This is a genomic window from Cyanobacteriota bacterium (assembly GCA_027618255.1).
Lineage (GTDB): Bacteria > Cyanobacteriota > Vampirovibrionia > LMEP-6097 > LMEP-6097 > JABHOV01.
This window is the reverse complement of sequence record JAQCFG010000007.1, coordinates 31,827-53,275: the sequence shown is the minus strand read 5'-3', so window position 1 is coordinate 53,275 and position 21,449 is coordinate 31,827. Positions and strand designations below refer to the sequence as shown.

17 protein-coding genes are annotated in these 21,449 nt (G+C 40.0%); 12 read left to right on the top strand and 5 right to left on the bottom strand.

Translation table 11 applies throughout. The features are described 5' to 3' along the window. The first annotated feature begins 503 nt into the window (after positions 1-503). Positions 504-671 carry a hypothetical protein gene (locus O3C63_01955; protein ID MDA0771686.1) on the top strand — a complete coding sequence of 56 codons (168 nt, stop codon included), beginning with the start codon at positions 504-506 and terminating at the stop codon, positions 669-671. Here O3C63_01955 and O3C63_01950 read toward each other — a convergent pair. Further along, a complete protein-coding gene (locus O3C63_01950; protein MDA0771685.1) occupies positions 668-1,654 on the bottom strand; it encodes a 2-hydroxyacid dehydrogenase in 987 nt (328 codons plus the stop codon). The two genes, O3C63_01955 and O3C63_01950, sit on opposite strands and share 4 nt — an antisense overlap. A 51-nt stretch (positions 1,655-1,705) precedes the next feature. Continuing rightward, complete coding sequence (gene trpA / locus O3C63_01945; protein MDA0771684.1) at positions 1,706-2,431, bottom strand: tryptophan synthase subunit alpha; 726 nt, start codon at positions 2,429-2,431, stop codon at positions 1,706-1,708. Between the two features lie 130 nt (positions 2,432-2,561). On the opposite strand from trpA, the gene gatB reads away from it, so the two are divergent. Next, positions 2,562-4,148: an Asp-tRNA(Asn)/Glu-tRNA(Gln) amidotransferase subunit GatB gene (gatB, locus tag O3C63_01940; GenBank protein ID MDA0771683.1), complete on the top strand. Its 1,587-nt coding sequence runs from the start codon at positions 2,562-2,564 to the stop codon at positions 4,146-4,148. A 36-nt stretch (positions 4,149-4,184) separates the two neighbouring features. On the opposite strand, the gene O3C63_01935 is transcribed toward gatB, so the two are convergent. Next, positions 4,185-4,904 (bottom strand): hypothetical protein, encoded by a 720-nt coding sequence (locus tag O3C63_01935; GenBank protein ID MDA0771682.1) that lies wholly within the window; start codon positions 4,902-4,904, stop codon positions 4,185-4,187. A 468-nt stretch (positions 4,905-5,372) separates the two neighbouring features. On the opposite strand from O3C63_01935, the gene topA reads away from it, so the two are divergent. Both topA and O3C63_01925 read left to right on the top strand, forming a co-directional pair. Continuing rightward, on the top strand, positions 5,373-7,889 hold the full coding sequence (gene topA, locus O3C63_01930; GenBank protein MDA0771681.1) for a type I DNA topoisomerase: 2,517 nt from the start codon (positions 5,373-5,375) through the stop codon (positions 7,887-7,889). Between the two features lie 274 nt (positions 7,890-8,163). Beyond that, positions 8,164-8,352, top strand: coding sequence for a hypothetical protein (locus tag O3C63_01925; GenBank protein ID MDA0771680.1), 189 nt, complete (start codon positions 8,164-8,166; stop codon positions 8,350-8,352). A 165-nt stretch (positions 8,353-8,517) separates the two neighbouring features. Here O3C63_01925 and O3C63_01920 read toward each other — a convergent pair whose 3' ends face one another. Continuing rightward, complete coding sequence (locus O3C63_01920) at positions 8,518-8,763, bottom strand: hypothetical protein (protein MDA0771679.1); 246 nt, start codon at positions 8,761-8,763, stop codon at positions 8,518-8,520. Positions 8,764-9,062: 299 nt separating this feature from the next. On the opposite strand from O3C63_01920, the gene mutS reads away from it, so the two are divergent. The 3 genes from mutS (at position 9,063) to O3C63_01905 (ending at position 15,782) form a co-directional block, all read left to right on the top strand. Further along, positions 9,063-11,681 carry a DNA mismatch repair protein MutS gene (mutS, locus tag O3C63_01915; protein ID MDA0771678.1) on the top strand — a complete coding sequence of 873 codons (2,619 nt, stop codon included), beginning with the start codon at positions 9,063-9,065 and terminating at the stop codon, positions 11,679-11,681. Between the two features lie 83 nt (positions 11,682-11,764). After that, positions 11,765-13,657 (top strand): hypothetical protein, encoded by a 1,893-nt coding sequence (locus O3C63_01910; protein ID MDA0771677.1) that lies wholly within the window; start codon positions 11,765-11,767, stop codon positions 13,655-13,657. A gap of 88 nt (positions 13,658-13,745) precedes the next feature. Beyond that, on the top strand, positions 13,746-15,782 hold the full coding sequence (locus O3C63_01905) for an acyl-CoA thioesterase (GenBank protein MDA0771676.1): 2,037 nt from the start codon (positions 13,746-13,748) through the stop codon (positions 15,780-15,782). Here O3C63_01905 and O3C63_01900 read toward each other — a convergent pair. Further along, on the bottom strand, positions 15,779-17,230 hold the full coding sequence (locus O3C63_01900) for a hypothetical protein (protein ID MDA0771675.1): 1,452 nt from the start codon (positions 17,228-17,230) through the stop codon (positions 15,779-15,781). The two genes, O3C63_01905 and O3C63_01900, sit on opposite strands and share 4 nt — an antisense overlap. A gap of 216 nt (positions 17,231-17,446) precedes the next feature. Here O3C63_01900 and rplC point away from each other — a divergent pair, with 216 nt between their 5' ends. Genes rplC through O3C63_01875 form a run of 5 tightly spaced genes read left to right on the top strand, consistent with a single transcriptional unit; the run spans position 17,447 to position 21,438 of the window. After that, positions 17,447-18,124, top strand: a complete 678-nt coding sequence (gene rplC / locus O3C63_01895) for a 50S ribosomal protein L3 (protein MDA0771674.1) — start codon at positions 17,447-17,449, stop codon at positions 18,122-18,124. 58 nt (positions 18,125-18,182) lie between these two features. Then, positions 18,183-19,187: an ABC transporter substrate-binding protein gene (locus O3C63_01890; protein MDA0771673.1), complete on the top strand. Its 1,005-nt coding sequence runs from the start codon at positions 18,183-18,185 to the stop codon at positions 19,185-19,187. Beyond that, positions 19,177-19,980, top strand: coding sequence for a tRNA (guanosine(37)-N1)-methyltransferase TrmD (gene trmD / locus O3C63_01885; protein MDA0771672.1), 804 nt, complete (start codon positions 19,177-19,179; stop codon positions 19,978-19,980). Before O3C63_01890 ends, trmD begins: the two co-directional genes overlap by 11 nt. A gap of 8 nt (positions 19,981-19,988) precedes the next feature. Continuing rightward, positions 19,989-20,801, top strand: a complete 813-nt coding sequence (gene uppP / locus O3C63_01880; GenBank protein MDA0771671.1) for an undecaprenyl-diphosphatase UppP — start codon at positions 19,989-19,991, stop codon at positions 20,799-20,801. Between the two features lie 22 nt (positions 20,802-20,823). After that, positions 20,824-21,438 carry a hypothetical protein gene (locus tag O3C63_01875; GenBank protein ID MDA0771670.1) on the top strand — a complete coding sequence of 205 codons (615 nt, stop codon included), beginning with the start codon at positions 20,824-20,826 and terminating at the stop codon, positions 21,436-21,438. The last annotated feature ends 11 nt before the right edge of the window (positions 21,439-21,449 follow it).

Genomic DNA, 21,449 nt, shown 5'->3' with positions numbered 1-21,449 from the left:
CGTTCGCATGAGCATTAACACTCAACGGGATTTAAGCTTATAATCTTTGCTCCACAAACTAAACCTATCAAAGTTTGTTTCGCGCACTAACCGTGTTTGTGACTTGTTAGTTAGTGGGTTAGCCCCTAATTAACAAGTAGTTGTCCTCAGTATGTCGGGACTATGCTACGCGAAGAGCAGGAGCTGCGAAAGCAACTTCTACTTTTTCAGTAGCGAACTCAGATGTTTCTACACTTATTTTTTGCCTTGGTTTTACCAGGACCTAGACTACCTGGACTCGCGTTTTATAATCTCCGACCCCTGTCAAAGCTAACACGCCCCCATATTTTATTTCCACCAAATTTTCAGTCTTCTACAGGTAATAAGCACAAGCTCACTACCTACTTAAGTATATCATTCCACAGATAAGGAAGGGTTAATCCGCTCTATAATTAACAAAGATTCAAAAGGAGTTCTATATGAAAAACAAAATCTCATTTCTTACATTAATTATGGCAATGCTTATGTCAATCGCGACACCTGCATTTGCAGCAGCTGGTACTAGAAACGAGATTACTGGCAAAAAAGTCGGTTGGCATGCTGTTGCAGGACTATTACCACCATTTAGATTCTGGTCTGGTTACGACGCTCTTTATAATAGAGACGGTGGATACTGGGAAGGCAAGATCTAAGCCTCTACTAGATTAGATATTTCAGAACCATGCAAAGACGACTCTAAATTAACTAGAGTCGTTTTTGCTATTTGGCTCAAAGCTTCAGCCGTAAAAAACGCTTGGTGACCGGTTACTAAGACATTTGGGAAAGTCAATAAACGAGCAAGCACCTCGTCTTGCATAATCATGCCAGTATGATCTTCAAAAAACAAACCTGCTTCTTCTTCATAAACATCAAGTCCTAAGTATCCAATCTTGCCTGACTTAAGACCTGCAATCGCAGCTTTGCTGTCTATCAAAGCTCCGCGGCTAGTATTAATTATCATCACACCGTCTTTCATTTGTTCAATTGCTTTTGCATCAATCAAATGTTTGGTTTCTTGATTCAAAGGACAATAGAGACTAACAATATCAGAAGCTTGCAAGAGTTCCGGCAAAGTCACTTGCACAGCAAAGTCCAAATCTCCCTTGTAGTAAGGATCATAGACAAGTACCTTCATGCCAAAACCATCAAATATCTTGGCAGCCACTTGTCCAATACGACCGCAACCAATTATGCCAATTGTTTTACCCGCAAGATCAAAACCTTGAAGACCGCAGAGTTTGAAATTAGATTCTCTAGTTCTATTGTAAGCCCTGTGAGTTTTTCTATTGAGAGCAAGTATCAAAGCACAGGAATGCTCAGCCACTGCATAAGGAGAGTACTCTGGAACTCTTACTATTTTGATATTGTATTTTTTGGCAGCTTCCAGATCTACATTATTGAAACCGGCACATCGAAGTGCTATAAGCCCAATGCCGTTCTCTGACAAGATCCGTAAAACCTCAGCATCAACAGAGTCGTTGACAAAAACACAAACAGCATCAAAGCCTTTGGACAAGAGAGCAGTTTTTTCATTAAGGTGAGCTTCAAGATAGATTAATTCAAAGCCATGATCTTTGTTGGCAAGATCAAAGGATTCAATGTCATAAGTCTGGGCACTGTAGAATAAAACTCTCACGAGCTTTATTCTAATTGTTTCAACAGGATAATTTTTGACTTAAGTCAAAAATTAAGACTTCACACTAGCAATAAAATTTTCAAAAGCCTTAAGATCCTCTGTCAAAGTCACAGTCTTGGTACCAATAATCGCCATATCAGCACCCTGTCTGTATGCAGCTTCCACTTTCTCTCGTGAATCAATTCCAAAACCAAGTGCAATTGGTTTATTGCCAAAGGATTTGAGCTTAGCGATAGTTTGATCTAATAATTCTTTTTCACTTTGATCTTTACCGGCATCGCCAGCACCAGTAATCCCAACCCTGCTAACCAAGTAGACAAAAGGATTAGAGAGATCATAGATACGCTTGAGCCTTTCTTCTGTGCTGGTGATTGCAGCAAGCAAAACAAGATCTAACCCAGCAGCTTTAAATTTGGTGCTTAATTCTTCAGCCTCATCCACTGGAAGATCAGGAATCAAGATACCCGAAATCTTATTAATTAAACACTGTTGAATTAATTTATCCCAGCCGTAAGCAAAAAGAGGATTGTAATATGAAAACAAAATCGTCTTGGTTTTCACGCCAGACTGCTTGAACAAATCAAAGACCTTGTCTAGATTCATGCCTTGCTGCAAAGACTCAAAAGCAGCTTTCTGGATCACTGGCCCGTCTGCTAGCGGATCAGAGAAAGGTACGCCTAGCTCAATTAAATCAACTTGACTTTTCTCTAGAATACGCAAGGCTTCAATCGTTGCATCTGCATTTGGGTATCCGGCTGTGATGTAAATTCCGAGCATCTAAAACATTATGATAGCAGGGATAAGATCCTGACGTCATCTTACGGGGTCTCAGTTCCTTCACCAGTGAACTCTCAGTCTTCCATCCTCCCTGAATCCTCAGGATGACGGATATGATAAAATCCTTTATATGGCAACAGCAACCAAGCAAGAATACAATATCACCATTGGACTAGAAGTTCATGCCCAGCTCAAAACTGAGTCCAAGCTCTTTTGCTCATGTTCTACTGAGTTTGGTAAAGAACCTAACGCTAATACTTGCCCAGTATGCATGGGTTACCCAGGTGTGCTGCCTGTCCTGAATAAACAAGCCGTCGCTTATGCAATTACTGCTGGGCTTGCGCTTGGTTGCAAGATTGATCTTAATTCGCGTTTTGATCGCAAACAATATTTTTATCCAGATCTTCCCAAGGGTTATCAGATTTCTCAATTCGATAATCCAATTTGTAATCATGGTAAGCTAACCATTCCAATTAACAACGCGAATAGCACTCACGAAAATCCTTCAGATGCAAGGCTTGCGAAGAGTGAGCAGGCTGAGTTGACTGAGCCGTCAATGATGACTGCACACGATGAGCGTAACGCAGCAGGTGAGGATTTTCGTAAGGGCTATAAGGATGTAAGGATCTTACGTATTCACATGGAAGAAGACGCCGGTAAATTAGTTCACGCAGGAGCCGAAAGACTTCATGGTTCAGACCACTCACTTGTTGACCTCAACCGTGCTTCAACCCCGCTAATAGAGATAGTTTCAGAGCCCGATATTAATTCAGCAGAGGAAGCCGTCACCTATGTCAAAGAATTGCGCAAGGTACTTCTTTATACTGGTGTTTGTGACGGTAATATGCAAGAAGGATCACTAAGATGTGATGTTAATATTTCACTCAATAAACCAGGTCAACCACTTGGTACTAGAGCGGAAATCAAAAACGTCAATAGTTTCCGTTCGATCTCGCGTGCTATCGAGTATGAGTACAAACGTCAATCACAAATCCTTGATGAAGGCGGCAAGATAGTTCAAGAGACTAGATTGTTTGAAGAAGGATCAGGTAAAACCCACTCTATGAGATCGAAAGAAGAGGCTCACGATTATCGTTATTTCCCTGAGCCAGATTTATTACCAGTCACGCTAGAACAAAAACAAGTTGATGATGCTCGTGCAGCCTTACCAGAACTTCCGCAACAAAAGAAAACAAGATACATTGAAGAGTTTCAAATCAATGAAGATACAGCAACTACATTGACTGATGATTTAGCTACTGCTCATTTCTTTGAAGAAGTTCTTACAAAGGGAGCTAAAGCAAACAAAGCAGCTAACTGGATTATCGGACCTATCGCTGCCTATCTCAACGAAAACAAAAAATCACTTCATGAAACCAAGCTCAGTGCTGAACTGCTCGCTGAAATGATAGTACTAATTGAAAAGGGCACAATCTCTGACAATATTGCCAAAAACGATATTATCAATGAGCTCTTAGAAAACGGTAGCCCAGTAGCTAAGCTAATTGAAGACAAGGGCTTAGCGCAAATCACCGACACTGACGCTATTGAAGCAATAGTGCAAGAAGTGATAGATGCTAACCCTAAACAAGTAGAGCAATTTAAGTCAGGCAACGACAAAATCCAAGGATTTTTTGTTGGGCAAATAATGAAGAAGACCGAGGGCAAGGCGCCGCCAGCTTTGGTCAATCAATTACTTGGAAAGTTACTTAAGTAATAGGCACAACCGGATATTTTTGACTTAAGTCAAAAATTATCTTCCTAATGCAGGTGCACCAGCTGCACTCGCCTGAGGATTACTATCAGTGCCAACCGTCATCTCTCTACCAGCACCAAAAATAGTTTCACAAATCTCTTGCAAGGCTGGACCCAGTATCGGAATCTTACGTAAGATAGAAGTTGCCTTTGCAAGATTCATCAAAACACTCAAGCCAAATGGAGCAATTGCAGCACCAGCAAGTGTCTTCATACGCACTACTGGCTTACCATCACTTATTTCAGTAAACAAATTATGTTTACCAAAAAACGCCGAGGTCAAACCAAAAAATAAACCACCTTGTAATATCCCCATAATCCCGTGAGGCAACCAACCAAGCTTGAGATCTTGAGTTGGTACCATCATTGTTGAAACACTTTTGAGAATATTTTTTACTGATTTCACACCAGTAACCAAACCACCAAGTCCAGCAATTGCTGTAATCCAAACTGGATTGGCTGCTGTTTTATTCAAACCAAGTTTGGTTATATCACCGAGACTCGCAACAATAGAACTAGTTGCAGCTCCTGCAGTTCGTAAAGCATTTAGACCATTATTAGTAACAGCTTGTGTCTTTGCTACTACATCTTTATGTAATAAACTTCCGAGATTCGCCTCCATTATATTAGACTGTATCGGTCTTGGAGAAACAGTAAAAGAATTATCACTTCCCGGAGACTTAGACTGATGTTTCAAAGCATCATTAGCAAGAATCAAAGTACCAGCTGTTGTAGCCGGCTGAGTATCAGCTGCAGCACGCGATGATACATACTCAGGATTTCTTCGAGCGATTGCTGTATTCTGGCTAGTACCTGTACCTACGATGAGTATTCTCCTTAATTGCGAACGTATGCATATGCTTTAAGCGGGCCGCAATCAGGTCTTAAAACCATGGCCAAAATCTCTTTAATAATTTGCTTAATCATATAAATAACCTCAACTTGTTAATATGTATTAATACTAGCTTACCAGGGCTTAACTGTAAAGCTCTATTGCGGGAAATCCCTTAACCTTGGAATATATTTTTCGACCTGAAACAGCCAAAAATCCAATATATTCAAGGATTTTAGCTCAAATCTATCTCAGGATCAATAAATCCAAATGCCATAAAGCGTAAAACTATGATATAAAAGCAACAAAAGCAAACATATATAAGAATGTGTTTTCTAACTAAAATCAAACAAAATGGCAACAACTAAGACAAAAGAAAAAGAAGCGGATTTCAAATACCTAGTAATAGTAGAGTCCCCGGCAAAATCCAAGACCCTCACCAAAATACTTGGTAAGGATTTTCTGGTGAAATCAAGTATTGGACATATTCGAGATCTTCCTGCCAAAGGACTTGGTATCGACGTCAAGAACAACTTTGAGCCCAGCTACGAAATCATGACTGGCAAAGACAAAGTAGTTAATGAACTTAAATCATATGCAAAACAAGCTGAACATGTCTATTTAGCTAGTGACCCGGATCGCGAAGGAGAAGCTATTGCTTGGCACTTGTCAGAAATCCTAAATTGCAAGAAAAAAGATATTTCAAGAATCGCATTCAACCAAATTACTCCTACTGCAGTCAAAGCTGCTGTAAATAGTCCTCGCCAAATTGATCAAGCCTTGGTAGACGCGCAGCAAGCAAGAAGAATGCTCGACAGACTAGTAGGTTATAAAATCAGTCCACTGCTCTGGCGCAAAGTTGGTGGGCGTAGTGCAGGTAGAGTTCAATCTATTGCTGTTAGATTAATTTGTGAACGTGAAGAAGAAATCAATCTTTTTGTTCCAGAAGAATACTGGTCTCTCAATGCTGATGTTCAGGAAGCCAAAACCAATATCAACTTTGAAATTAGTCTTGCTCAAGTTGATTCCAAACGAATAGTGAGTCCAGTGAAGGACTACGACCCTACTAAAGCAACTGTAATTAAATCAGAAGACGAAATGAATAAAATCATCACTCGCACGAAGGCAAGCAAACTGGTAGCTAGCAAAATAGCCAGTAAGCCAAGTAGCAAAAAAGCTCAACCACCTTTCAAGACTTCTACCTTGCAACGTACTGCCAGTAACGCACTTGGCTTCAACGTCAAACGGACAATGCAAGTCGCTCAGAAGTTATATGAGGGTATGAAGATCGGTACCACTGACGAAGTCGGTTTGATTACCTATATGAGAACCGATAGTTTACGTATCGCACCAGAGGCTCAAATTGAAGCCAAAGAATATATCGAGAAGACTTGGGGTCCGGAATACTACCCAGAAACTACAAATGAGTACAATAAAACCAAAAAGAAAAACGAGCAGGATGCTCACGAGGCTATTAGACCGACATATATCGACAAGACTCCTGACAGCGTGAAGCAATACCTAAGTGATGAGCAGTACAAACTCTACAAACTAATCTGGCAACGTTTCATGGCATCGCAAATGGTTCCAATGAAATTAGAAATCAAAACAATTGAAATCAGCTCAGAAAACAAAGATCTATTGTTTAGAGCAAGCCACAGCAAAAAAATCTTTGCTGGTTACTCAATTCTTTATGGCAAAGACAAAGAGATTGGTGAAGAACTTGAAGCAGAAATCGAAGACTCCAAATTCTCTGATAGTCTCAAAGAAGGTAGCGAGATAGATCTACTGAAGACCAAACCAAATCAGCACTTTACTGAGGGTCCTCCTCGCTTCAATGAAGCTAGCCTGGTCAAGGTACTTGAGGAGCAAGGTATTGGTAGACCGTCTACTTACGCACCAACTATCAATACTATCCAAGATCGCAAGTATGTAGAGAAAGTCGAGGGAGGCAACGGGCTCAAACCTACCAAGCTTGGTATCCAAGTCAATAAGCTACTTGTCGATCATTTTGGCAACTATATCAACGTTGATTTTACTTCTAGTATGGAATCAAACCTAGACAGTGTTGCAGAGAAAGGTCTTGATTGGATCATTATGCTCAAAGAGTTTTACTTAGGTAAAGAATGGAAGAAGAAAGAAAAAATCAAACCACGTCGCAAGACTAAAAAAACACTCGAAGACAAAACTCCAGATCCATATTACTTACTTGCACCTGGATTTATTGATGAAGTCAAAAAAGCTTCTGAAGCAATTGACAATGTCGTAATTGAAACAGAGTATAATTGCCCGACTTGCGAGTCAACGATGCACCTTAAGAGTTCGCGTTTTGGTCCTTTCTTGGGTTGTTCTCAGTATCCAGATTGTCAAATCATTATCAATCTAACCAAAGAAGGTACTCCAGCTCCAGAAGATAGACCATACACAGAAGAGAATTGCAAAAAATGTAAGAAGGATCAATCCCTGGTGATTCGTTACGGTCGTTACGGTGACTATCTTGCTTGCACAACCACAGACTGTGACTTCACTTCACCGATACAAAAAAAGACTGGCATCAACTGCCCGCGCGAGGCTTGCGGTGGTGAGATCGTCGAGAAAAAATCACGCTTCAATAAAATATTTTTTGGTTGTAACAACTGGTCAGCCAATGGTTGCGAAGAAGTTTTTTGGTATCATCCAATTAACCAACACTGTCCTGACTGCAACAAATTAATGATGTACAAAAACCTCAAACGTGGTGACAAACTTGCTTGCTCTGACACCAAGACTTGTGGTTACAACAGACTTGCAAGTCCAAAAGACATTGAACAGTACAGACCCAAATTTGAAGAAATTGAAAGCCAAAAAGAAAAATCTGTTTTTAGCTTATAACGAACTGCTCCTCATCCATATGACCTAGACTAGCAAGTTGATTTATTAATTCTACTCTTGGCAGAACTGTATTACACATAGTAGACTTTAGGTAACAAGGCCTAACTTTGCATAAAGCGTTAAAGTTTTGCCCCAGATAAGCCGATTAAAACATATGTGCAGGTGATTTATTGCTTGCATAAATCTAAGAAAACTTAGATTTGGGATCATCTCGGAGGATATCGGCCTAAGAATTAGAAAAGATTCAAGGGCCACGTAACTGATGGAGAAACGAATGGAAAACATAGTAGATGAGTTCAAGAAGTATGCCAAGGAATTGGGTACTTTGTATAGAACAAGAAAGGAACTGGACAGCCTCATAGAAAAATATGAAACCAAGCTCAAGTCACTAGGAGAGGTACTTGAATTTGCTGACACTGCCGAAGTTTCTTACCGAGCAGCCGAGGAGCCCGCTCAACAATAGACCAGTATCTACACCCATTAAACATCAGAAATGACACGCTTCAATGCCTGATTCTCGCAAGAGAGTCAGGCATTAAGCTTAGAGCTTAGGGTCAGGTCTCCACATTTTTTCAGAACCGCGAAGTATATTCCCCCCTTAGAGTTTTAAAATGTGGAGACCTGACCCTTATTTGGTTGCTGGTTTCAGATCGCGCTTAATGCTCTCTTTGTTGAGGTTTTGTAAGCTCTCATAAAAATCAAAAGACCAGTAACCTCTGGTAGTTCTTGCTAGAACCCGAAACTTGTCTCTTAGCGAGATCAGGTACTTGTCTGTCCATTCCTCAATATCACCCTTAGCTTTAACCGCTTTCTTATAGGTATCTACCAATTGATCCAACTGTTTCTCTTCTTTACTTAGTGTTGCTTTGGCCATTTTGTTCTTTGACTCCGAATATGAAATTAATATCGTTTCTAATATTGTAACATTAAAACTATTTTATAAAAAAATAATGAAACCTTAAGAAAAGTATGGTACAATGTTCATATAGTTCAGAAACAGAATATTGGTGGACAAACGAGTTAAATAATTAACACGAACCACAATCTACGACAAATGTAGGCGTTTCTGGATAGTTAAATTGAATATACAAAAACACTCTTGATCTGGTCGTTCGAGAGTGTTTTTTTTTCGTATGGTCAGGATACGACCCTAACAATGCTAAGATTTCCAATATGCCAAGCCTGCCAATAGAGAAATTCACTCCTGTAATGCAGCAATACTTCAACGAAAGAAGTAAAATCACCGGCAAAGCAGTACTTTTATTTAGAATGGGGGATTTTTATGAGGCATTCTTTGATGATGCCACCACTATCGCCAAAGAGCTCGATATCACCCTTACAGGCAGAGCTGAGAACAACTATCCCGGCGGGCGCATCCCCATGGCTGGAGTACCGGCAAGAGCGGTTCGCCCTTATATCGCCAAACTACTGGAAAACAACTACAAGGTCTATATCGCTGAGCAAATGGCTGATCCTAAGGACTGCAAGGGATTAGTACCGCGAGCAATTGCCAAGGTCTTCACTCCGGGCACAATCAACGATCTTGATTTGATTGATGGTTACAAAAACAACTTCATCCTGGCTCTTTACTCCAAAGCCCCATTTAGTAATTATGGTTTAGCTTACGCTGATATTTCAACGGGAGAGTTTTATGCAACAGAAGTCCAAGAAGAATACCTTCAGCAAGAACTCACTAGAATTAACCCAGCTGAAATAATCATACCTTCGGAAACTCAAGCGCGCCAAGAGGGACAGTTTGTCGCAGAGGAAGAAATCTGTTTCAAACTAGAAACAATCTATCAAGAACTTAATCTTAGTCCCTTTAACAAACGCAACTTCGACAAGAAACTAGCAAGCCACAATCTTGAAGATATTTTTGGTAGCAACATGAGTCACAACTTTGAAGCGAGTTTTGCGAAGAATGACTTTGCGTTAAGAGCCGCTGGCGCAATTATTGAATACCTCAAAGAGACTCAAGGACAGAGCTTCAGTAGTCAAGCTGCCAAAAGTTTTGATCAAATCAAGAGCTATCAAGTTGGCGAATTTATGATGCTTGACGCTAGCAGTAGAAGCAATCTTGAAATCAGCAAATGTCTCAATGGCAAAACTAAAGATAGTCTCTTTGCCATGATAGACCGCACAGCTTCCAAACCTGGCAAACGTCGTTTGCTTTCATGGCTGGAGCAACCGCTATTCAATCTAGAGATGATTCAAGCAAGGCAAGCAGCTGTCACTGAACTGATTGGTCAAAACCAACTAGCGCAAGAAATCCGAGACCTACTTTCTAATAGCTACGATATTGATAGACTCTCCAATAGATTAATCAGCCAACTCATTAACCCCAAAGAAGCAATCGCGCTGAAGGATTCTTTATTACTAGTAGCTCAGATCTCAAGCTTGATGCAAAACCTTGAATCAGGTTTGCTAACTAGCCTCAAACATATCCCTCAAGAAGTATTAGATTTCACTCGATTAGTAGAGGATGCTATTCACCCTGAGCCAGGAATGGCAATCACTGACGGCAATATAATCAAAGCAGGATTTAATCAAGAGCTTGATGAATTGATTGGCTTAGTGGAGGATTCCGAATCATGGCTACGCAATTTTGAAGAAACTCAAAGAACTGAAACTGGTATCAAGAATATCAAAGTCGCGTTTAATAAAGTGCACGGATATTTTATCGAAACATCCAGAGCCAATCAAAGTAAATTACCTGATCACTACATCATCAGGCAAACAATGATCAACACGGTAAGAGCCGTCACCGAAGAGCTTAAAGAATTTGAGGACAAGATCACTAACGCACAGGCTAGGCGTAACGCCCTTGAGCACCAGATCTTTACTAGCTTGCGCAAAACAATGTCAGAGCCAGCACGCATCATCAAAGAACTAGCTAATCAAGTCGCCGAGCTTGATGCGCTCACCTCAATGGCAATTCTTGCCAAAGAGCAAAACTATTGCCTGCCAGAATTGAACAACAGTGATGAGCTTTATATTAAAGATGGTAGACATCCAGTGGTTGAACAGAAACTTGGATTGGGTGAGTTTGTTGCTAATGATATATCACTGAACAATGCAGAAAAAATCATTATATTGACCGGTCCAAACATGGCTGGCAAAAGTACCTACATGCGCCAAAACGCTCTCATCATCATACTTGCACAAATCGGCTCTTACGTCCCAGCTCAAGCTGCACGTATAGGTTTAGTAGATAGAATATTTACCAGAATTGGAGCCAGTGATGATCTTGCTTCCGGACGCTCAACCTTCATGGTTGAGATGGTTGAGACGGCAAGTATTCTTAACGGCATGAGCTCTAAGAGCTTTGTGGTGCTTGATGAGATTGGTAGAGGAACCAGTACTTATGATGGCGTTGCCATCGCTTGGTCAATTGTTGAATACTTAGCCAAGAACAGCAAACCAAGAACCATTTTTGCAACTCACTATCATGAGCTAGCCAATCTTGACAAGGTTTTTCCAATCGTACAAAACTACCAAGTACTTGTTGCAGAGAATAATAATCCAAATGCCAAGGCACGAATTGAATTCTTGCACAAAGTAGTAGAGGGTTCAGCCGACAAAAGTTATGGTATAGAAGTAGCCCGCCTCGCTGGTCTGCCAAAACAAGTGCTAGAAAGAGCCAAAGCCATTAACAATCAGCTACAGGCTCAACGTAATCGCAAGCTCGGTATGAGCAAAAAACAAATTGATCAACACGGTATTGGTGAAGCAATTGCCCTTGATGGTTCACTTGAGATAGAGAAGTTGCCGCTGTTTACGTCATCCCAGTGATTCTCCCTAGCCATACGGGTTGCATAACAATACCCATTGGGCTATTATCTACTTGAGTTTATTTACAAAGGAGTATATTCTAAATGTCAACAATAACAGCCATACTTAATACACTTGCGAAAACTAATTACGAACAAGGTAGTAAGTTTGCTCAAGTCAAAACTGCTACAGGTGCTTGGCCAGAAATCAAAGACTATTTTAGCGATGATGGACAGGTAATTAACTTTGACGCAACTAGCGTTAGATCAAGCTTTGAAGCGCTGTCAAAAATGGACTCTAATCTGACAACTATAATGCCTAAAATGCCTAATGCGCAACATCAATACCTCCCTATCACATTAAGAAATAAGCTACAAACTTTATTGTCTAATCTAGTAATTAAATTCAAAGAACAAGTCTTGGATAAATATTTTGCAGCATTTTTTCCAAATCAAACTATCAAAGAACAAGGAGTTAGCACTCTAGTTGATGACGCCTTTGTTGACAGTATCACCACGGGCGGTTTAGCTGCGTTTGTACAAGGTGCTGATTATCAAACTTATAACAATAGATTCCAGCAAACTCAAACAGCATTAGCTAATGCAAATAACTCTGAGGCTGGGCTTGAATACTTCAAATGGTTGGATATTAATGGCGTCATAACTCAAAGTATGGCTGAAGCTCAGCAAGTTGCTGATTCACTTCATGAAGAGGGTTTCAACAAAGCTCTAGTCATGGGCATGGGCGGCTCTTCTCAATTCCCCAAAGTCATTAATGATACCTTCCCTCAAGGAGGACTTGGAAATAATTTCAAGATGGAAGTCATGGATGGTACGGATTCAGCCAGTCTCAAATCTAAATTCAAGTCATTGCAAATTCAAGCTAATGAAACTAAACAGCTAAACAACAAAACAGCCTTTCTGATCATCTCCAAATCAGGCGGCACTTTTGAAGTCAAACACGTAGTTCAAAGTATTCTAGATCATCTAACCAAATTACATCACGGCGACAAAGAAGCGGCATTAAGACAATTTGCAGAGCAAGCTGTTTTTGTTACTGAACCAGGTACAGGTACATTACGCAAACTGGCTGATAGTATTCTGAAGAAAACAGGAACTAAACCTAAAGTAGTAGAACACCCAGATCGAGTTGGTGGTAGGTTCTCCTTCTTAACGGCTGTAGGTATGCTACCAGCAGCACTCAAGGGTCTCAAGCTTGATCAATTCAAAGCTGGCTCTCAAGCTGCCATAGATGAATTCTTTGCAGAAAAAGATATACAAAATTCAGAAGTGGGCAAACTTGCTTTGCTTGATACTCTTGCAGCAAGATCAGGCAAGTTTGATGCCAAGTTTGTTGCTTCCTACACAGATAGGTTAGCTCAAGCTGGGCGTGTCAAAGAACAGCTAGCTGGAGAAAGTAATTCCAAAGGCGACGAGGCTAAGAACAATGGAGTCGATGCACTTGCAATAATTAATACAACTGGTCCATTATTCCAACACTCAACTATTGAAGGAGTGGGACGAAACGATAAACACAGATTAGTTTTTGAACAAGTTATCAGCAAGAGAGATCATGACGATATGGTTCATAGCAACCACGATCTTCCTGAACTCGAAGATGTTGCTAGAACTTCATTACACCAAGAAACTATCACCAAGCTAGCATTGCCGCTCGCTGCTCACTTGCGTGACAATAGAAAGAACCCTGTGGTTACGACTATCATGGATGATATCAATGAATACAATATTGGCTATCTCTTAATGAGAGATATGCTAACAACAGTAGTTCAAGCTGGATTACAGGATAATATAGAAGATGGTTCAGCACAGTCAGATCAAACTATTCCAGTCAACTTCGTTGAGCTCGGTAAAGAAGTACCTAGAACTATTAGAAATAATGTACAGCGATCAGTTTATCAAGATGGAGTTGAAGCCTTCAAGACAGGTAAAAACGAACTCACACCAGAGTCAGTCAGGAACTTTGCCCTTAGTGCATAAGCATTGGTCATCCGCCTTCACTCAGTTATAATGCGTCATTTGCTGAAGAAATCTAAAATAATGTGAATACGCTACAATATTATTAGTTATGACTAAAAATCCACTAATGAAGTCTTGGAACAACCTACTTTGGGGCAACTCAGTAGCACTAACTTGGACTTGGGGTTTAGGTTTATTTTTTGCAGTTCAAGTTGCAATTCAATTTGGCTTTAATGACTTAATCAAGTTTGCAACTATTGACGCCGTTGGTTTAACAATTTTTGGACTAGTGAATCATCAACTAATCAAAAAATCTCAAAACCCAGAGGAGTTTGAGAATAAATTCTTGACGCAAGCCAAGAGTTTCAAATTTGCTCTTTTGTTTTATCAATTCGTCGCAATCACTCTTACCATCTACTGCTTACTTAAATACATCACCCTTCCTCTTGGAATATTTTCGTTTCTTGTTGGAATGATGTTAATTGGTGCGGTAATTTTCTTGGGAGAAGAGTTTCCTATTACTAGGATCAAATACTTACATGCTTTTTATGCAGTAATCATGCTCACTGCCGCATTGATAATATTGAATTCAGAACTTTTTAGCTCTGAATCAATGATCAAAGCAGCTCTTAGCTCTGGTTCACAAGGACTCAAAGCAGAATTATCACTGACTCCAGGCTTATTAGGTTGGTTTAATGATGCTAGCCAATACCCAGGTCTCTATCAATTCAAAAACGGCATTAGTGAATTTGCATACTGGATCCCGGTCTTACTGGGCTTTCTCTGCGGTCCGTGGTTGGATTTACAAAACTGGCACAGAGTTGTACAAATCAATAAAGAAGGCGGCTCAGTAGCCAAGTCTTATATCATCGGCGGTTTGATTTTCTGGTGCGTGATAATGGTAGACGGTTCACTGGCGCTTGCCTGCCATCAATTTGGACAAAGCCATGCTGGCTTAATCACCAGCCTCTCAACAATTGATCCAAGCAGTTTACTCTATCCTGTCAAAGATACAATCACCCAGGTACTCAGTAACTATCCAGATTTCAATATCCTACTTGGTTCTTACATGGTCTTTATTGGACTTGCGGCACTTGCCACTTTTGACAGTGGCTATATAGCCTACAAGTGGTATACAGAATCGCTCGTTAAAGATGCTAAGGGATTGATTTTTACCTTTATTCCAAGCACGCTAATCAGTTCAGCCATTCCTTGGTTCACACTTTGTATAGTTGCTGCAATTAGCACTATGCACTTCACGGAGTTTGGCAAATTCATAGCCAGCTTTGACCCTAATTTGATTCAGTTCTTTAGATTCGAGCTTGAGTACTATGTTGCTTTCTTTGCTTCATTCTTCTTGGTTTATTCAGTTTGTTTCTATCGCAAGATGGCTAAAACAGAAGACAGTAGCTCCAAGTTCTCTGCTCTTAGATTGTTTTCTACGGCACTTTCCAGCATCGCAATTTTTGGTATTGGTTACTTCACCGAAAACACACTACTAATGGCAATCGCTGCAATTCTTGCTTTTATTTATGGTTGGATCTGTGAAGCAAAAAAAAGCAGTAACAAAGCTATCCCAACAGAAGCCAAAATACTTAGTCAAAACCAAAACATCAACATAGAAGAGTTTAGAGCCCAAGAGATTCACTACAACAGTAATGACGCCCTACCTAACGGCGCTAAGCCAGTCAGTATCAAGGGTTGCTACATACACGACAACTGGTTTGTACATCAATTCATCCCGACTTACCAAGACACCAACTCCGTTGGCAATGTTTATTTTGCAATGTACTTAATGTGGGTTGGTAAAACTCGCGAATTGTTTTTTGCACACGTAATTCCAGACTTTGATCCAAATAAATCAGATTACTTGATTCTTACACGCAGTATTGATCACAAGTTCCAAAAAGAAATTAATGAATTTACTGAAGTGCTAATCAAAATCAGAATCGGTGAATACAATCGCAAATTTGTAACTCTCGAGCACCAAATCATTGAAACCAAAACAGGTGACTTGGTTGGCAAAGGCAAACAAGCTTTGATGTTTGTTAGCTCGCAAGACTACTCACTAATTGATCTTCCTCAAGAAGTACAACAAGGATTTATTCCTTATGTCGGTGAGGTTAAGGAGTTTGCGAAGGGTTAAGCAGCTTGAACAGCAGCTACAGCAAACTTGTATGCTTGTTCTACTAGTCCGTCCATCTCTGCTGCTGGTCTTGAAGCATTCAACATGGTAATATCATTTTCTTTAATAAAGCACTCAGCATCTAAGCCTTTTGCAAAAATCTCTTTAAGGTAATCAAGCTCTGACGAGTCGTTGTCTAATAAACCATAAGCAACACTTCCATTCATTGAGAAGTTAAACTTGACATCATGATCAGCAGCCAAACTCACTTTGGCACTAGCTGCAATTCCATTAACCGCTTTAGCTAAGTCTGATGCCCAAATTGCAGTGAGCACTTTTGCAAACTTGTCTCCGTTGATTGCGGCTTCTTCAATAGCTTGATTTAAATCTTGAGTAACATCTTTATCAATGAAAAGTGAACTCTTTAATATTTCATCCACGCTGATATTATTATTGTCGCCAAGAGCAGATTCTATAAGCAAAGCATATCCATAATTCGCCTTCTCTACAAACTCAGATATTAATCCATGCTGTTCCCTTAAATCTCTCACCAAACCAGCCAAGCCTGTTCGAGGATTATTAGAATTACCACCAGCCATAACTTTTTCGAATGTCGCATCTTCAAAGCAGTCTTGTCTAATCATCAAGGGTGATTTACTTGCGTCTTCAAAAAGTTCCGAGAAAGGAACATGCCCAGATTCCATATTAAATGATTTCTGGAAATTTCCTAGTTCATCATCTTGTTTCTTGTATCCTACTGCTGTATTGGCTCCTGTCGACATTACCAAGTGCAACAAACTTGCTCCTTGACTATAATTGTCAGCCTGAAATCTAACATGTGCCACTGCATCGTTAACAACTTTAATAGAAGCAGTTTTGTCATTTCTCGCTTGAATAGCTTCTGGTGAATACCATTCCTTTCTTTCCTGACCCTGGTTATTTTCAAATTTGTACCTTGATTGCACTTGAGGAAGTGCTCCATTCATCATATTGGGCAGGTCTAATAAATATGCATTCTTTCCATCATTAGAAAACGCTTTAACATTCGGTATAAAGAAGAGTCCTCTATCTTCATTTTCAATAAAAGACGCAACCAGATTCCTTGTCATAAATTCATGATTAGTAACCGGAGCTCCAGAAAAACCAAAAAGCATCTTGAGATTACGAGCACATTGATGAGCCTTCTCAACAGTCAATGCACTGATATCTCTCAACAGAGCAAGATCTTTACGCAAAGCAGTATACCCTGACTCTTCATAGGCATCTTTACCTTCAAGCACAAAAGTATCAACTCTAATATGATCAATACTCGGGTTGCTTAAACCCTTTGGCACAGTTGCAATAGCAGCCCTGACATTAGTACCTCCTACTTGACCTGTTTCAGCCAAAGTCTCTCTATCATCAAGTACCTTTTTAACTTCTTGGATGTTACGAACAGCACCACGATTAATAATTGTTAAATTAGACATATTTACAATCTCCTTTGATCGAATTTCTATTATATTACGCAAATTCAAGAAAAACCCTATCAAGATATGACCTCAATATTGTCTTAAGAATCCGTCATTGCTCAAAAAGCTAAAATACCTATTGTACAAAGGCATGAAGTCCCAGCCATGGGGTTGCTGTGCTAAAACCGTAGTCGCGTCGTAGTGAAACGAAGACGGAAAACAAAGGAGAATATCATGGCCACAACAACACAAGACTATGGAGTAGTAGGCAAAAAAGTGGGAATGACCCAAATTTTTGGTGAAGACGGAGACGTAATTCCAGTAACAGTAGTAGAAATATCTGAAAATATCGTAACTGATATCAAAACCCAAGCACGTGATGGTTACACTGCAATTCAAGTGGGCAACTTTACCAAAAGAGACAAGCTGGTTAAAAAGCCACAACTTGCCAAATTACAAAAAGATAACTTGCCTAGTTTGAGCAAGTTCTTTGAATTTAGAACTCATGAAGCTATCGAAGGAATCAAAGTCGGCGACGCAATCGACATAGAAGAATTCTTCAAAGATCTTAAAACCGTCAAAATTACTGGAACCTCTATTGGTAAAGGTTTTCAGGGTGGTGTCAAAAGACACAATATGAGCGTTGGTAGAAACAGCCATGGTTCAAAATCCAAAAGACAAGTTGGTTCATCTGGTGCAGGTACTTCTCCTGGACGTGTATTCAAAGGAAAACGTATGCCAGGTAGAATGGGTAACAAACAAGTATCGATTGCTAAAGCTAAAGTGGTTAAATATGATGCAGAAAACCGTCTTCTACTAGTCAGAGGTCCTGTACCTGGTAAAAAAGGTTCTATACTTAGATTTAGTGCTCGTTGTGTTAAATCTTGGAATCATTATAATAAAGACGCTTAGTCCTTCAACTTTGCGTAATTCATATTTAAAATTTGTATGCTTATTAGTATGCGTATTCTTGGCATCTTGTACTAGTTTCAAAACTAAAGAAAACGCACAAGAACTAAGACTTGGCTATCTACTTAACGTCAGTCACGCTGTTGCAATGATTGGTATTGAAAGCCGAGCTTTTACCAATGTTGAGACTCAGTATTTTAGCTCTGGTGGCTATCTGCTCAATGCCTTAATCACCAAGAATCTGGATATTGCCTATATCGGTCCCGGTCCTTACCTTAACGCACTAAGCAAAGGAGTTAAGCTCAAGCTTCTCAAACTCAGTAGTAGCGGCGCTAATAGTTTGATACTTAGTGACAAGTATCAAATAGGCAAAGATTTCCAAATCAAGAAACTCGGTATCCCGCAAATTGGCAATACTCAAGACTTGCTTGCCAAGTACTTAGTAGCACAAACAAAAGAACAGAAAGCCAGATACAAAAAGCTCAGTCCTGAAATGAAGCAGATGCTTGAACCACCAACTATCAAATTCTCTAAACGACTTCAATACATTGCAGTCAATCCAGCAGAACTTGAAACTGTCTTCTTTACTGGTGATATTGACGCTGCCTTCGTTGCAGAACCTTGGGGCACGATCTTAGAAGGAAAGGGCTACACCAATCTAAGCAAACTATCCTTTCATTCCAGCAATATTTTGGTCAATGAGCTTGAAGGTAATGAAAACGATTTTATTCATCATCAATTACAGTTCATCAATCAATTCCCTGCCGCCCTACTTGTGGTTGATGAAGATTTCTACAATAAAAATACTAAGATAGTTGACGACTTTGTCAAAGAACAAGATGCCATCCTAGACTACCTCAAGAACAATAAAGACGAGTCTATAACTCTAATACAACAGCATCTCAACCAAATCACCAAGAAAAATATCCTCTATGGCTTTCTAGCTGAAAGTCTCAACAAATTAAGCTTTGACACTAACTTAGATCAAAACAAACTAGACCTCTTAACTCAAATTGCTCAAGACCACAACTATATTCGCAAAGGAAAAGCCAAGCATGCAAATTGATGTACTAAGTCTCTTCCCGGAGTTAATTGAGAATTATTGTCAAACAAGTATTCTGGGTCTTGCACTAAAACAAAATCTCTACCAACTCAAGACTCACAATCCTCGTGATTACTCAAAAGACAAACATCATAAGGTCGATGATACGCCTTATGGTGGCGGGGCTGGGATGGTGCTGAGTCCACAACCATGGATTGATTGCCTTGCTGAGGTCGTTCTGAACTCCGATAATTGCGTTACGCCAGCTCCCCATCCCGAGACCATGGAAATAATAGTAACAAGTCCATCTGGTATTCCATTTAATCAAGAACTCGCCCGCGAGCTTTCTACAAAAAAGCAGCTTGTCATCCTTTGCGGGCGCTACGAAGGTTTTGATCAGAGAATCAGAGACAGAGCCACAATGGAAATCTCTGTTGGTGACTATGTTTTAACGGGCGGTGAGCTTGCTGCTCTCAGCATCATTGATGCAACAGTGAGACATATACCTGGAGTATTAGGAGACCCGGAAAGTCTTAAAGAAGAAAGTTTTAGTAAACTCAACTATCTAGAGAAGCTCAAAGAACTGCAAGTCAGCAAAAAAGAAATGACTAATTTCCTTGAAGAAACTGGTATTAGTCGTGAAGAGCTTGAAGAGCTTCAGTTATTAGAACACCCACATTACACTCGTCCTGCTGATTTTCGCGGAGAAAAGATACCAGAGATACTGGAATCAGGTGATCACAAAAAAATATTCTTGTGGCGTTTAGCTGAGGCAATCAAACTAACTCGCCAGAAACGAGGGGACTTATTAAACTAACTTAAATCATGAACTTTGACATCATCTTACTAAGTATAATCCAAGGACTCACCGAATTCTTGCCCGTCAGTAGCTCAGCACATCTTGCTCTAGCACCGCGTTTGCTAGGACTAACAGAGTATGGCTTAGACATGGATGCCTTCTTGCATCTGGGCACTTTACTCGCTGCACTAATTTATTTTCGCAAAGAGATACTAGCGATGCTTTCAGGGCTCGTCATTGCGAGCGTAGCGAAGCAATCCAGCAAAGACAATAAAATCAACCGCAAACTCGCACTAGCTATATTACTTGCAACCCTACCAGCTATTGCAGTTGGTTTTAGTTTCAAGGATTTCTTTGGCTCGGACTTGGTGCGCTCAAGCATGGGAATTGCAATTACTCTAGTACTAGGATCTTTGCTGATGTTTGTTGCTGATCGTTATTCCAAAAAACAAATCAGTAATAAAGAGATTACCGATCTTGGTTACACAGAAATATTTTTCATCGGCATAATGCAATGCCTTGCTTTATTTCCAGGAGTCTCGCGTTCTGGTTCAACAATCTCTGCTGGACTTTTTGCCACGCTCAATAGAGAGCAAGCAGCTCGTTTTTCTTTTATAGTTGGCTTGCCTGCTATTGCTGGGGCCGGACTTTTAGCTCTCAAAGATCTTCTCACTAGCCCGATAACTAATCTTGACTATCAAGAGCTAGGAATTGGATTTCTTGTGAGCTTTGTTGCAGGTTATCTGGCTATTGATTTTATGATCAAGTTTCTTAAGAGCAATTCTTTGATTTGGTTTATTGTTTATAGAATAATACTTGCAGGCTTTATTATTCTCTAAGATTTGTGTTATTATCACAATAATGCCAGATCTAATTCCAGATCAAATCGCAAAGATTTCCAGAAGACCAGTCTTCAACAGGACTCTCAATGTCCCTCCAGAAGATGGTGGCAAAAGCAGAACAGGCGGAAGTGGAAGATCATCAACTAACTCCCTTCATCAACTCTCCCAAAAACTAACTAAACAACAAGTTCTAAATCATAAAAAATCTCAGCTAATTGCAGAAGGGCAACGTTTCTTAGATACATTACCACCAGTAAAAACTCCTCTCAGTCCTTGGCAAAAACTTAAACTCGACGAATATTTTGAACAATATTCTTATCAAGTCGCTAATGTAATTGAAGAAGAGCATACTCCCAAACCCTTAACTCCTAAGACACAAAGTAAAGCTAAAACCCAACAAGACAAAGCTCATATATACTCAACTGCAACAGGAGTAATCACAGAACCTCTTGCAGGTGATGATGATTACATAGGAATGACCTTTAGTCGAATGGATCAGACTGACCATCATGGAGAACCCAAGTTTACCATTGTCGTACTCATTAAACCAGATGGTAGTCTATTTGAAAGCCATATCAGCTCTGGTCAAAAACAATACTCACTATATGCAGAGCCGAGCAATCCAGAAAACTAAGAACAAACTAA

Coding starts and splice junctions, on each gene's coding strand:
- gatB (MDA0771683.1), top strand. CDS start 2,562: ATGGCAACAGCAACCAAGCAAGAATACAATATCACCATTGGACTAGAA.
- O3C63_01900 (MDA0771675.1), bottom strand. CDS start 17,230: ATGTCTAATTTAACAATTATTAATCGTGGTGCTGTTCGTAACATCCAA.
- O3C63_01875 (MDA0771670.1), top strand. CDS start 20,824: ATGCCAGATCTAATTCCAGATCAAATCGCAAAGATTTCCAGAAGACCA.
- O3C63_01905 (MDA0771676.1), top strand. CDS start 13,746: ATGACTAAAAATCCACTAATGAAGTCTTGGAACAACCTACTTTGGGGC.
- topA (MDA0771681.1), top strand. CDS start 5,373: ATGGCAACAACTAAGACAAAAGAAAAAGAAGCGGATTTCAAATACCTA.
- rplC (MDA0771674.1), top strand. CDS start 17,447: ATGGCCACAACAACACAAGACTATGGAGTAGTAGGCAAAAAAGTGGGA.
- uppP (MDA0771671.1), top strand. CDS start 19,989: ATGAACTTTGACATCATCTTACTAAGTATAATCCAAGGACTCACCGAA.
- O3C63_01910 (MDA0771677.1), top strand. CDS start 11,765: ATGTCAACAATAACAGCCATACTTAATACACTTGCGAAAACTAATTAC.
- O3C63_01925 (MDA0771680.1), top strand. CDS start 8,164: ATGGAAAACATAGTAGATGAGTTCAAGAAGTATGCCAAGGAATTGGGT.
- O3C63_01920 (MDA0771679.1), bottom strand. CDS start 8,763: ATGGCCAAAGCAACACTAAGTAAAGAAGAGAAACAGTTGGATCAATTG.
- trmD (MDA0771672.1), top strand. CDS start 19,177: ATGCAAATTGATGTACTAAGTCTCTTCCCGGAGTTAATTGAGAATTAT.
- trpA (MDA0771684.1), bottom strand. CDS start 2,431: ATGCTCGGAATTTACATCACAGCCGGATACCCAAATGCAGATGCAACG.
- O3C63_01955 (MDA0771686.1), top strand. CDS start 504: ATGTCAATCGCGACACCTGCATTTGCAGCAGCTGGTACTAGAAACGAG.
- mutS (MDA0771678.1), top strand. CDS start 9,063: ATGCCAAGCCTGCCAATAGAGAAATTCACTCCTGTAATGCAGCAATAC.